The organism is Pseudomonas sp. B21-056 (assembly GCF_026016325.1).
Taxonomy (GTDB): domain Bacteria; phylum Pseudomonadota; class Gammaproteobacteria; order Pseudomonadales; family Pseudomonadaceae; genus Aquipseudomonas.
This window is the reverse complement of the sequence record NZ_CP087203.1, coordinates 3337726-3350449: the sequence shown is the minus strand read 5'-3', so window position 1 is coordinate 3350449 and position 12724 is coordinate 3337726. Positions and strand designations below refer to the sequence as shown.

General features: G+C 62.6%; 9 protein-coding genes. 6 read left to right on the top strand and 3 right to left on the bottom strand.

From position 1 onward, the window contains the following. Positions 1-136 precede the first annotated feature (136 nt). Positions 137-1987: a polyurethanase gene (locus LOY67_RS14175; protein ID WP_265063081.1), complete on the top strand. Its 1851-nt coding sequence runs from the start codon at positions 137-139 to the stop codon at positions 1985-1987. 242 nt (positions 1988-2229) lie between these two features. Here the strand turns inward: LOY67_RS14175 and LOY67_RS14170 are convergent, their stop codons facing one another. Next, a complete protein-coding gene (locus LOY67_RS14170; protein ID WP_265063080.1) occupies positions 2230-2454 on the bottom strand; it encodes a YgdI/YgdR family lipoprotein in 225 nt (74 codons plus the stop codon). A gap of 209 nt (positions 2455-2663) precedes the next feature. Here LOY67_RS14170 and LOY67_RS14165 point away from each other — a divergent pair, with 209 nt between their 5' ends. From LOY67_RS14165 to LOY67_RS14155, 3 genes are all read left to right on the top strand, one after another. After that, positions 2664-4316, top strand: a complete 1653-nt coding sequence (locus LOY67_RS14165) for a VRR-NUC domain-containing protein (RefSeq protein WP_265063079.1) — start codon at positions 2664-2666, stop codon at positions 4314-4316. Beyond that, positions 4313-6643: an ATP-dependent DNA helicase gene (locus tag LOY67_RS14160; protein ID WP_265063078.1), complete on the top strand. Its 2331-nt coding sequence runs from the start codon at positions 4313-4315 to the stop codon at positions 6641-6643. The genes LOY67_RS14165 and LOY67_RS14160 overlap by 4 nt, the downstream gene beginning before the upstream one ends. Before the next feature lie 98 nt (positions 6644-6741). After that, positions 6742-8670 (top strand): PAS domain-containing sensor histidine kinase, encoded by a 1929-nt coding sequence (locus LOY67_RS14155; protein WP_265063077.1) that lies wholly within the window; start codon positions 6742-6744, stop codon positions 8668-8670. 166 nt (positions 8671-8836) lie between these two features. Here the strand turns inward: LOY67_RS14155 and LOY67_RS14150 are convergent, their stop codons facing one another. Next, the gene (locus LOY67_RS14150; RefSeq protein WP_265063076.1) at positions 8837-9067 is read right to left on the bottom strand and encodes a hypothetical protein; all 231 of its coding nucleotides are present in this window, start codon (positions 9065-9067) and stop codon (positions 8837-8839) included. A gap of 144 nt (positions 9068-9211) precedes the next feature. Here LOY67_RS14150 and LOY67_RS14145 point away from each other — a divergent pair, with 144 nt between their 5' ends. Continuing rightward, on the top strand, positions 9212-9748 hold the full coding sequence (locus LOY67_RS14145) for a hypothetical protein (protein WP_265063075.1): 537 nt from the start codon (positions 9212-9214) through the stop codon (positions 9746-9748). Here the strand turns inward: LOY67_RS14145 and LOY67_RS14140 are convergent. Next, positions 9745-11094: a cation:proton antiporter gene (locus tag LOY67_RS14140; RefSeq protein WP_265063074.1), complete on the bottom strand. Its 1350-nt coding sequence runs from the start codon at positions 11092-11094 to the stop codon at positions 9745-9747. The two genes, LOY67_RS14145 and LOY67_RS14140, sit on opposite strands and share 4 nt — an antisense overlap. 230 nt (positions 11095-11324) lie before the next feature. Here LOY67_RS14140 and LOY67_RS14135 point away from each other — a divergent pair, with 230 nt between their 5' ends. After that, positions 11325-12719 (top strand): iron-containing redox enzyme family protein, encoded by a 1395-nt coding sequence (locus tag LOY67_RS14135; protein ID WP_265063073.1) that lies wholly within the window; start codon positions 11325-11327, stop codon positions 12717-12719. The last annotated feature ends 5 nt before the right edge of the window (positions 12720-12724 follow it).

Here is a 12724-nt window from a genome sequence, read left to right as displayed (position 1 = left end):
GAGCGAAGCGAGGCTGCGATCTTTTGCTTTGGCTTGAGATTCAATTGTCAGAGGAAAAGATCGCAGCCTCGCTTCGCTCGACAGCTCCTACAGAGCGGGCAACCCATTCCAACAACAAAAAGAGAGGCAGCAACACATGGGTATCTACGACTACAAGAACCTCGGCACCGCCGAGTCCAAGGTATTGGTCAGCGATGCGATGGCGATCATGCTGTATTCCTACCACAACCTCGACAACGGTTTTGCCGCCGGGTATCAGCACAACGGCTTCGGTGCCGGCCTGCCGGCAACCCTGGTCACGGCGCTGCTGGGCGGCACCGATTCCCAGGGGGTGATTCCCGGCGTGCCGTGGAATCCCGATTCGGAAAAGCTTGCCCTGGAAGCGGTGCAAAAGGCCGGCTGGACACCCATCAGTGCCTCGCAACTGGGCTATACCGGCAAAGTGGATGGTCGCGGAACGTTCTTTGGCGAGAAGACCGGCTACACCACCGCGCAGGTGGAGATCCTTGGCAAGTACGACGCCGAGGGTCACCTGCAGGAAATCGGCGTGTCGTTTCGTGGCACCAGCGGCCCCCGGGAAAACCTGATCGGTGACTCCATCGGTGATGTGATCAATGACGTGATGGCCGCCCTGGGCCCCAAGGATTATGCGAAAAACTACACAGGTGAAGCCTTCGGCAACCTGCTTGGGGATGTCGCCAGGTTCGCCCAGGCCCATGGTCTGACGGGCAAGGACGTACTGGTCAGCGGCCACAGCCTGGGTGGCCTGGCAGTCAACAGCATGGCCGACCTGAGCACCGGCAAGTGGTCGGGGTTCTACAACAGCGCCAACTACATCGCCTATGCCTCACCGACCCAGAGCGGCACCGACAAGGTGCTGAACATCGGCTATGAAAACGACCCGGTATTCCGGGCGCTGGACGGCTCGACGTTCAACCTGGCGTCGGTAGGGGTGCACGATGCGCAGCAGGAATCGGCCACCAACAACATCGTCAGCTTCAACGACCACTACGCGTCGACGGCCTGGAACCTGTTGCCGTTTTCCATCCTCAACATCCCCACCTGGATTTCCCACCTGCCCACCGGTTACGGCGATGGCATGGGGCGGATCATGGATTCTGCGTTCTACGACCTGACCGCAAAGGATTCCACCATCGTCGTTGCCAACCTGTCGGACCCGGCCCGGGGCAATACCTGGGTGCAGGACCTCAATCGCAATGCCGAAACCCATACCGGCAGCACCTTCATCATTGGCAGCGACCAGGCCGACCTGATCCAGGGCGGCCAGGGCAACGATTACCTGGAAGGTCGCGCCGGCAACGACACCTTCCGCGACGGTGGTGGCTATAACATGATCCTGGGCGGGCAGGGCAGCAACAGCCTGCAACTGCAGCAATCGGTGAAGGATTTCAGCTTCGCCCATGACGGGGCCGGCACGCTGTACGTGCGGGATGCCCACGGCGGGATCAGCATGACCCGCGACATCGGTACGCTGGTCAGCAAGGAGCCCGGATTGTTCTGGGGAGTGCTCAAGGATGAGGTGAGCCACAGCGTCACCGCCAACGGCCTGCTGGCCGGGAGCAACCTGACGGCGTATGCGTCATCGGTCAATGGCAGCGCGGCTCAGGACACCCTGGTGGCGCGGGCAACGGGGGACTGGCTGTTCGGCCTGGACGGTCATGACGTGCTGCTGGGCGGTGCGGGGAACGATACCTTCGTCGGCGGTGCCGGCAATGACGTGATGCAATCGGGCGGCGGCAGCGACACTTTCATCTTCAACGGCGCGTTCGGCCAGGACCGGATCAGCGGTTACGACGCGGGAGACAAGCTGGTGTTCCTCGGCGTGCAGGGGGCCGGGGCGGGTTATGACTACGGCGAGCACCTGTCGCAAGTGGGCACTGATACGGTGCTCACGGTTGGCGACAGCGCCGTGACGTTGGTGGGGGTAGGGTTGGGGCAGGTTGGGGAGAACATTGTGTTCGCCTGAATCACCTGTGAACCCTGACCTCTGTGGGAGCCGAGCCTGCTCGCGATAGCGGTGGGTCTGCTGGCATCGATGCTGAATGTGCCACCATCGCGAGCAGGCTCGCTCCCACATGGACCGGGGATGACAGTAATTCCGTGACCACCGCAGATCCCCTGTGGGAGCGAGCCTGCTCGCGATGGCGGTAGTGCAGTCGCAAGTACTGTCGGTTATGCCATCGTCATCCCGGGCAAGCCCAAAGATATTCAGTCTTCCTTGCGAATCGTCGCCACGTCGTCGGCGCGCACCCGGACTTTCTTGCCGGCAATGTCTTCGAACTCGTAGAAACCGTCGGAGGTGCGGGTGTTGGGGGTGTCCTTGGTCAAATACTGGGTACCGTTCTGCAAGGTCACGACGGTCGGCGTCGAGCAACCGGCCAGCGCCAGGAACACTGCGCCCGCCAAGAACAGGCCCGGAAACCTGATGTTCATATCCATACCTCTCGATCAAAAGGACGCGGCTGATCCGGCCGCGCCATCACTGTAATCAACCGCCATTGGTCCCGCTTGCTGTAGGAAAGTTCATCGCCGGTCACAGGATTTCTCCTTTTAATCGACGGAACCGCTCATCCTTTGCAGTTGCCCGAGCCGTCCGTAGCTGGTATCTGTACGCATAACCAGTATTCGTGGCGCTTGTTCCCGTGACAACCAACCCCCTCGACGACCCCTTTTACTACCTGAACAATTTTCAGCAGGTGCTCGCCTGGCTGACGCAACGCTATGCCGATGTGCTCAGTATCGACGAACAGCAATTCATCGATGATTTCGCCTCCTTGCCGCGCGCGTCCCAGGGGTTGCTGGTGCGGATGGTGATGCGCAAGGGATTGCGCTTTCGCCACAGCAAACTGCATTACCCGGAAATCGGCGACATTGGCGCGGCGGTCGAACCGCTGTTGGCCCTGGGCTGGGTGCAAACGCAACTGCCCCTGAGCCTGGCCGAGTTGTTCGAGGTGCTGCTCAAGCCGGAAATCCTCCTGTGCCTGGGCCACCTGATCGAACACCCCAAGGCAAAAAAGACCGAATGGCTCCAGGCATTGGCTGACCGTTCAGGCGAAACACAGCCATTCAATGCATGGTGTCCGCAACTGCAAGACCGGCTCTACAGCCTGACGATCATGGAGACCTGCGACCGGCTGCGGTTGATGTTCTTCGGTAATCTCTACCAGGACTGGTCGGAGTTCGTGCTGGCGGACCTGGGCATCTTTACTTATGAAAGCGTGGCGTTCAGCGCCGAATCCCGGGGCTTGCGCAGCCGCCGGGATGTCGATGCCTGCCTGTTTCTGCACGATTGCCAGCAGTGTTTCGAAGCCGGTGAGCCGCTGGAGGACATCGTTGCCCAAGTCGACGCGCTGGCCCTGGATAACCCATGGCTGGAGCGGCGTCGGGGCAAGTTGCTGTTCCAGATCGGCCAGCACGCCGAACGTATTGGCGATTTTGCCCTGGCCCTGGGCATCTATCGCAAGTGCACCTACCCCGGCGCACGGCTGCGGATGATCCGCGTGCTGGAGCGCATTGGCGAGTACGCCTTGGCCCTGGAGCTGGGGGAAATGGCCGCCCGAACGCCGGAAAACGCCGCTGAAAGCCAGGCATTGCTCAGGGTCATGCCGCGCTTGCGACGCAAACTGGGCGGGCCGCCGGTGCCCCGCGCCATGGCCCGGGAGGTAGAGCGGCTGGACCTGCATCTGCCCCGGGTCGATCCGGCCTTGTCGGTGGAATACCACGTCCAGGCCCATTTGCACGACGAGGCCGCCCCGGTGCATTACGTCGAGAACAGCCTGATCAATTCGCTGTTCGGGTTGTTGTGCTGGCCGGCGATTTTCGCGCCGTTGCCGGGGGCGTTCTTCCATCCGTTCCAGCGCGGTCCGGTGGACCTGCTCAATGAAGACTTCGCTGCTCGCCGCGCCGAACTGTTCGCGACCTGTTTCGCCGAGCTCGACGACGGGCGCTATCGGGACACCATTGTCCGTCGCTATACAGAGAAATGGGGCGTCCAGTCGCCTTTCGTGTTCTGGGGCGCCGTGTCCGAAGAATTGTTGAGTCAGGCCCTCGACTGCCTGCCGGCCGAACACCTCAGGCACTGGTTCAACCGCTTGCTGCTGGACATCAAGGCCAACCGTGCCGGCATGCCGGACCTGATCCAGTTCTGGCCGCAGCACAAGACCTACCGCATGATCGAAGTCAAAGGCCCCGGTGATCGCCTGCAAGACAATCAGGTGCGTTGGTTGGAGTTCTGCCACGAACACCGGATGCCCGTTGCCGTCTGCCATGTGCAATGGCTGGAGCAGGGCGCATGACTGCGGAACCGGCCTACAGCATCGCCGTTCGGGCGTTGTGTGAGTTCACCGCCAAGACCGGCGACCTGGACCTGCGCTTTACCCCGTCACCCACGGCACTGGAGGGCATCGTCGGCCACCGCACCGTGGCGTCACGGCGCAACGAGGCTTATCAGGCCGAGGTCAGCCTGGAAGGCCGCTACCGCAGCATGAGGGTCAAGGGCCGGGCCGACGGTTACGACCCGATCAGCAACTGCGTCGAGGAGGTGAAGACCTATCGCGGCGACCTCTCCAGGCAACCGGCCAATCATCGCCAATTGCATTGGGCCCAGGCGAAGATCTACGGCTGGCTGATGTGCCAGAAGCTGCAACTGCCACGCATCGACGTGGCGCTGGTGTATTTCGACATCGTCAGTGAAAAGGAAACCTGCCTGACCCAAGGCTTCGAGGCGACGCAGCTCGAGGCCTTCTTTGAACAGCAATGTGCGTTGTTCCTGGCCTGGGCCGAACAGGAAATGACCCACCGGCAGGCACGCAACGCCGGGGCGCAGGCGCTGGCTTTTCCGCACGCAGGCTTTCGGCCGGGACAACGGCACCTGGCCGAGTCGGTGTTCAAGGCTGTCAGTACCGGACGTTGCCTGATGGCCCAGGCGCCCACCGGCATCGGCAAGACCGTCGGCACGCTGTTCCCGATGCTCAAGGCCTTGGCGCCACAGCAATTGGACAAGGTGTTCTTTCTCACGGCCAAGACCCCGGGGCGCAAACTGGCGCTGGATGCCGCGCGGGTGATCACCCACAGCGCACCGTCGATGCCGTTGCGGGTCCTGGAGATGATCGCCCGGGACAAGGCCTGTGAGCATCCGGACAAGGCCTGCCATGGCGAATCCTGTCCGCTGGCCCGGGGGTTTTATGATCGCCTGCCGGGCGCCCGCGAGGCTGCCAGCAAGGTCACCTTGCTCGATCAGGCTGCGCTGCGCGAGATCGCGCTGGCCCATGAGGTGTGTCCGTACTACCTTAGCCAGGAAATGGCCCGATGGGCCGACATGGTCGTCGCCGACTACAACTATTATTTCGACTTCAGCGCCTTGCTGTTCGCCCTGGCCCAGGCCGATGGCTTGACGGTCGCAACCCTGGTGGATGAGGCCCATAACCTGGTGGAGCGGGGCCGGCAGATGTACAGCGCAACCCTCGACCAGTCCACACTGGCCGCCGTGCGCAAAACCGCACCCGAGCCGCTGAAGAAGTCCTTGCAGCGGGTCAATCGCCAGTGGAACGCTTTGCACGCGCCTCAGGTGGCGGTCTACCAGGCCTATGAAAAGCCACCGGAGCAACTGCTCCAGGCGCTGGCCCAGTGCACCACGGCCATCGGCGATTACCTCAATGACCATCCCCAGGGCCTGGACGGCGACTTGCAGGCGTTCTACTTCGAGGCCTTGCAGTTCGGCCGGGTGGCGGAGTCGTTCAACGTGCATTTCCTGTTCGACATCCATAAGCGTGAACTCGGCCGTCAGCGCAGCCTGTCCACCTTGTGCCTGCGCAACGTGGTGCCGGCCGGTTTCCTGCGACCCAGGCTCACGGCGGCCCGCAGCAGCGTGTTGTTCTCCGCCACCCTGAGCCCGCGGCACTACTACGCCGACCTGTTGGGCACACCGGCGGACACGGTGTGGATCGATGTGGAATCGCCGTTCCATGCCGGGCAACTGGACGTCCAGGTCGTCAGTCGGATTTCCACCCGTTTTGCCCACCGCCAGGCTTCACTGGAACCGATTGTCGGGTTGATGGCGCGCCAGTTCGGTGAGCGTCCCGGCAACTACCTGGCCTTTTTCAGCAGCTTCGATTATTTGCAACAGGTGGCCGCGCTGTTCGCCGAACGGCACCCGGACATCGCCATCTGGACACAATCCCGGGGCATGGGCGAAGCACCCCGGCAAGCCTTTCTCGAACGGTTCATGGAACACAGCCAGGGTATCGGCTTCGCGGTGCTGGGCGGCGCGTTCGGCGAGGGCATCGACTTGCCGGGTTCACGCCTGATCGGCGCATTCATCGCCACCCTGGGGCTGGCGCAGTTCAACCCGGTCAACGAACAGATCAAGCAGCGCATGGGCGCGATTTTCGGCGACGGTTACGACTACACCTACCTGTATCCCGGCTTGCAGAAAGTCGTCCAGGCCGCGGGGCGCGTGATCCGCACCCAACAGGACCGAGGGGTGGTGATGCTGATCGACGACCGTTTCGGTGAAGCCCGAGTGCAGCACTTATTGCCGGGTTGGTGGTCTGTCAATCAAGAACACCCTGCGAAACCTTATGGGAGCGAGCCTGCTTGCGATAGCGGTGTGTCAGTCCCTTAGATGCCAATTGGACGACCGCTATCGCGAGCAGGCTCGCTCCCACAAAGGGAATTGCACCATACTTCGCAAAGAAATCTACACGGACGCCCCGGCCAAAAATGCTTGAGAACAATAAGAAGACTGCCCGCATCAACGAGGAACAGCGTTTTCGGCTGTTGATCGACGCCGTGGTCGACTATGCCATCTACATGACCGACCCCACGGGCATCATCACCAGTTGGAACTCCGGCGCCCGGCGTTTCAAGGGCTATGAAGAGGCCGAGATCCTCGGCCAGCATTTCTCCCGCTTTTACACCGACCAGGACCGCGCCGCCGGCCTGCCGCAACGGGCGCTGGACACGGCTTTGCGCGAGGGGCGTTTCGAAGGCGAGGGCTGGCGGGTGCGCAAGGACGGTACGCTGTTCTGGTCCCACGTGGTCATCGACCCGATCATCGACAGCCACAGCGGCGCCTTGCTCGGGTTTGCCAAGATCACTCGCGACCTGACCGATCGCAAGATGGCCGAGGAAACCCTCAAGCAGAGCGAGCAACAGTTTCGCCTGCTGGTACAGAGCGTCACCGACTACGCCATCTACATGATCGATCCCGACGGACTGGTGACCAACTGGAACCAGGGGGCGCAGCGGATCAAGGGCTATCTCCCGGCGGAAGCCATTGGCCGGCATTTTTCGATGTTCTACACCCCCGAAGACCGTGAAAACGGTGAGCCACAGCGGGCGCTGAGCATCGCCGCCAGCGAGGGGCGCTTCGAGAAGAAGGGCTGGCGCATGCGCAAGGACGGTACGCGGTTCATGGCCCACGTGGTCATCGATGCGATCCGCAGCGACACCGGCACGCTGTTGGGGTTTGCCAAGATCACCCGCGACATCACCGACGCCACCCAGGCGCAGCTGGCCCTTGAGCAGGCCCGTGAGGCGCTGTTCCAGTCCCAGAAACTGCAAGCCATCGGCCAGCTCACCGGCGGCATCGCCCATGACTTCAATAACCTGCTTACGGTGATCCTCGGCAACCTGGAGATCGTGCGCAAGCGCATGCCCGGCGATCCGAAACTCGCCCAACTGCTGGACAACGCGACCCAGGGCGCGCTGCGCGGTGTGTCGCTGACCCAACGAATGCTGGCCTTTGCCCGCCGGCAGAAACTGACGTCCGAATCGGTCGAACTGGCGGCGCTGGTGCAGGGCATCAGCGGCCTGCTGCAAAGCTCCATGGGGCCGTCGATCCACATCCAGACCGGTTTCGCCGAGGCGCTGTCGCCGGTCCTGGCGGACGTCAACCAGCTGGAACTGGCCATCCTCAACCTGGCGACCAACGCCCGGGATGCCATGCCCCATGGCGGTCGCATCCTGATTGCGGCTGACGAGCGCCGGGAGACCGAGGCAGCGGACGTGCCCCTGAAGCCTGGACGGTACGTCTGCCTGTCGATCACCGATGAAGGCGAGGGGATGGATGACGCGACCCTGGCCTCGGCCGTAGACCCTTTCTTCACCACCAAGGGGGTTGGCAAGGGCACTGGCCTTGGCCTGTCCATGGTGCATGGCCTGGCCGAGCAGTTGGGGGGACGCTTGATACTCAAGAGCCAGAAGGGCGTCGGCACCACCGCCGAGTTGTGGTTGCCGGTGGCTGACCACTCGACGCCGGAGACGGTATCGGTCCAGGCGTCGGCGCCGTTGTCGCCCCAGGAGTTGCTGGTGCTGGTGGTCGATGATGACAGCCTGGTGCTGACCAGCACCCGCTTGTTGATCGAAGACCTGGGACACCGGGTGCTCTGCGCCCCGTCAGGTGTCCAGGCACTGGAACTGTACGAGCGCAACCCGGAGATCGACCTGGTAATCACCGACATGGCCATGCCGCAGATGGACGGCGCGCAACTGGCGAAGTTGCTGCGAGACCGACAGCCCACCTTGCCGATCATCCTGGCCACCGGCTACGCCGAACGCCTGGAAGGCTTCGCCACCCAACTGCCACGGCTGACCAAGCCGTTCAAGCAGATAGACCTGGTGCAGGCGATCGGGCAGACGATGAAATAACCATGGCTTGTTGATAATCCGCTTGTGATATCTCCAGCCAGGCCACAATCGTAGGAGCTGTCGAGCGCAGCGAGGCTGCGATCTTGTCCCAGACAATTGAGTCGCGAGAGAAAGATCAAAAGATCGCAGCCTCGCTGCGCTCGACAGCTCCTACTACAGGGGGGCTCTATCCCGTGTTCTTCCTGAACCCCCGCAAGTTCATCGCACACAAACAGAACTGCAACACAATCAACGCATACGCATCCGAATGCAGCCCCCAGACCACCCACAGAATGTTGCTCGCGATGAAGCAACTGAAGCCCATCACCCGTCGCCGTGGCTGGCGTGAGCCGATCAGCCAGGCGGCAAGCACCGTTACCACCATCGCTGGCCACTGCACCCATCCAAGATAATCCACACCCGCTTCCTCAACGCCCTCGATGATCTAAAGACCCTCACGGCCGGCCGGTGTTTCGTTGGACCTGCGGTCCATTGGCTTGAACTTGCCTGGCGGCACTGTCTTCTAACAGATTCGAATCATCGCCGAGGGATAGCCCGCGCAATGCCCCGAATCCTGACCACCCAGACCCCGGAAGAAGAGCTGACGGAACACCAGGCCAAGTTGTTCGGCTCTCCCAAGGAGCGGCTGGACTTCTATCGCCGGGAGATCCAGTACGAAACCAGCATCCTGGCCAATCGGACCGATGCGTACCTGGCCGCCCAATCGTTCCTGGTGATTGCCTTCGCTTCGTGCATGGCGAATCTGAACCCGGAGTGGGGCAAGTTGTTCACCCTGATCGTGCCGCCATTCCTGGCGTTGCTGGGCTTCCTGAGCTCCCTCAACGCCTGGCCGGGTATTCGTGCGGCCTACGAGATCATCGATCATTGGCATTTCAAACAGAGTGAATTGCTGCGCTCCGAGCCGATGATGGGCCTGGTCTATGACGAGTCGCCGCTGTTCAGCGAGCGGGAATCGACCCACAAAGGCTACCGCAAGTCGCTGCTGTTCTCGGTGCGCACGCCGTGGATTTTCGCGGCGTTCTGGGTGCTGCTGGGGGTGTATTCGGTCTACATCCAGGTGAGCGATCCGGGAGGTTAGCGGTCGGTGCGGTCTGATCGCTTGTGGCGCTCGTACCACGCCAGGGTCGGCTGGGTGCTCAAGCCGTGGACCAGGACACTCAGGGCCACCACCGACAGGGTGAGGTTGATGCACAGGTTCGCCACCTCGGGTTGCAAGTGATGGTTCAAGGCGAAGAACAGGTAGAACAGACTGCCGATGCCGCGTATGCCGAACCAGCCGATAAGCAACCGTTGCGAGCGGTCCAGCAAGCGCCCCCAGGGCATCGCCAGCACACACAATGGACGAATGACGCCGAACAGCAGGGCGCCGATGGCCAGGGCCCGCCAGTCCCAATGGCTGGCCAGCACCACCCCGAGCAGGGTCACCAGGAACACTTCCATGGCGCGCTCCACCAAGCTGCCAAACGCGAGCATATCGCCCATCATCACGCCGGCGGCCACCTGGCCGTCATCCAGGGCCTCGGTGTCGCCCAGCACCGCTTGCCTTGGCGCGGCGGTTTCGTGCCCCACCACCGGCTGCACCAGGTGTTCGGCGGGGGGCGAGTCCTTGTCGGTGGAGGCCACTTCGGCCTGGCGCAAGCCCAACCCGGCGGCGAACACCGAGAGAAAACCATAGCCCTGGACCGATTCGGCGGCGACATAGGCCAGGGCGATCAACGCCAGGGCCAGGTAGTCGTTGGGCGACAAAGTGCTGTCGGCATTTCTGATGCGCATCGACAAGGTCAGGCGACCAATGCCGCGGCCCATCCCGTAGCCGATCAGCAAGCCTGCCGGCACGGCCCAGAGCACGTTGCGCAAGATCCACTCAGGCAGGAAGCCACTGTTGCCGTCGCGCAGCATCAACAGGCCAAGGATCACGAATGGGAACGCCGTGCCATCGTTCAAGCCGGCCTCGCCGGACAGGCCGAAACGCACCCGGTCGTCATCCCGGGCATCGTTGACCTGCACCAACGCCGCCAGCACCGGGTCGGTCGGGGCGAGCATTGCGCCGATCAGCAGCGACACACCCCAACCGAGGCCGAACAGATAATGCAGCGCCAGGCACAGGCCGGCGATGCTCAGGATCATCACCGGCCCGGCCAGCCCATAGGCCACGCGCCAGGTGCGGTCCTTGAAGGGCAGGCGCAACTTCAGGCCGCTGACGAACAGCGAAAACACCACGGCGATTTCAGTGAGGTGCTCCATCCAGATCGTGGAGTCCACGATGTCCAGCTTCAACAACCCGAGCCCCGCCGGACCGATGGCGACGCCCAGCGCCAGGCACATCGCCGATGTGGTGACCGGCATCCAGCGCAGGTAGGAAGAGGTCAGGGCCAGGGTCAGCAATACGGCACCGAGCACCGCAACCCACGCTGTGAAGATCATTGGTGCTCCTTGATGGCCGGATAAACCAGAACCCTGTGGCGCAGGGCAACGCCTCACATACCCTGGTTCCTTCATTCGAGAGCACGAACGAAGCGAGGGTTCCCCTCACAACGGCATACCCCGTTTATCCGGCTGCGTTTCAACCCAAGGGAATTTTTCGCCACGCGCAGGGCTCTGCACTGGAAGAGACGTGCTGATTCAGCGTCCTGCCAAGCACCCATGAGGCCCTTATGACTGCGCTGACATCCCTTCACCGGCCCGCCACCGGGCGACCGTTTACTGACCCGTTCACCGCTGCCGGGAACGTGCGCCAATGCTACGAGCAGCTGCTCCAGGGCCCCGACGATGCCGACCGGCAAGCCGTGGCCCAGGCCTTTCTCCAGTCATGCCTGGAACAGGCTGCAGCGTTGCCCCAGGAAATGCCCGATGACCCCATGGCCCTGCAAGCCTGGGTCGAGCAGCACAGCGCCGGTGTGGCCCGGCAATATGCCGACTACCTGGAACGACGCAAAAGCGGCGGGCCGCGGGCGTTTTTCACCAGCAAGGCCCACGCCTTGTATTTTCTCCAGGCCGTTGCGCCGACCAAGCTGGTGGACGGCGCCTGGCTGTATGGCGTGCTCAAGCATTGGCACGACCATCGCTTCGAAGGATTGCTGTGCACCTACCTGGAGGAGCTGGGCGACGGCGTTCCGGCGCAGAACCACGTGGTGATCTACCGCAAGCTCCTCGCCGAACACGGCCTGGCGGATGCCCCGGACATCGACGATGAGCGCTACCTGCAAGGCGCGGTGCAACTGGCCCTGGGGTATGCCGGCGATGAATACCTGCCCGAAGTCATCGGCTACAACCTGGGCTACGAGCAATTGCCCTTGCATCTGTTGATCAGCGCCTATGAGCTGAGCGAACTGGACATCGATCCGTATTACTTCACCCTCCACGTGACCATCGACAACGCCAGCACCGGCCACGCCCACAAAGCCGTGCAATCGCTGCTGCAACTGCTGCCGATGGAGGCCGACCGCGAGGCCTTCTGGCGCCGGGTCACCCTGGGTTATCGCCTTAATGACCTGGGGCAGGGCAGCCGGGCGATCATCGAGTCCTTCGACCTGCATCGCGAAGTGTTGGAGATGCTCGAACGCAAACGCCCGTTCGGCCAGCACATGCATTCCGATTACTGCAAGTTCGAAGGCAAGACCGTCAACCAGTGGCTGGCGGCGCCGGGCCAACTGGAAGGCTTCCTCGACGCAATGCAAGGCAAAGGCTGGATCCGGCGGCATGAAGACCCGCAGAACAGTCGGTTCTGGACGCTGATCGAAGGGGCCGGCGCGGCGATGTTCGGGGTGTTCAGTCCCTACGAAAAACAGCTGTTGCACGACTGGATTGCCGGCGACTGGCTGGAAGAGGGCACTCGTTCGGCGCCCCGACGCAACCACGCTGCCGCCAGCGAGCCGCCAGCGCCGACGGATGACCCCGATGTGCAAAGTCTGCAGCAGGCGTTGCGCGGCCAGACGCCCGATGAGCAGATGCAGACCCTGATCCCCTGGCTCTCGGCCCGCTGTCACAGCCATCCGGCCGGGTTGCTGGCGACCCGTCGCTTCATCGAACTCAAATCCGTATTGCGCTAGGAGCC

Coding starts and splice junctions, on each gene's coding strand:
- LOY67_RS14170 (WP_265063080.1), bottom strand. CDS start 2,454: ATGAACATCAGGTTTCCGGGCCTGTTCTTGGCGGGCGCAGTGTTCCTG.
- LOY67_RS14145 (WP_265063075.1), top strand. CDS start 9,212: ATGCCCCGAATCCTGACCACCCAGACCCCGGAAGAAGAGCTGACGGAA.
- LOY67_RS14155 (WP_265063077.1), top strand. CDS start 6,742: ATGCTTGAGAACAATAAGAAGACTGCCCGCATCAACGAGGAACAGCGT.
- LOY67_RS14175 (WP_265063081.1), top strand. CDS start 137: ATGGGTATCTACGACTACAAGAACCTCGGCACCGCCGAGTCCAAGGTA.
- LOY67_RS14140 (WP_265063074.1), bottom strand. CDS start 11,094: ATGATCTTCACAGCGTGGGTTGCGGTGCTCGGTGCCGTATTGCTGACC.
- LOY67_RS14135 (WP_265063073.1), top strand. CDS start 11,325: ATGACTGCGCTGACATCCCTTCACCGGCCCGCCACCGGGCGACCGTTT.
- LOY67_RS14160 (WP_265063078.1), top strand. CDS start 4,313: ATGACTGCGGAACCGGCCTACAGCATCGCCGTTCGGGCGTTGTGTGAG.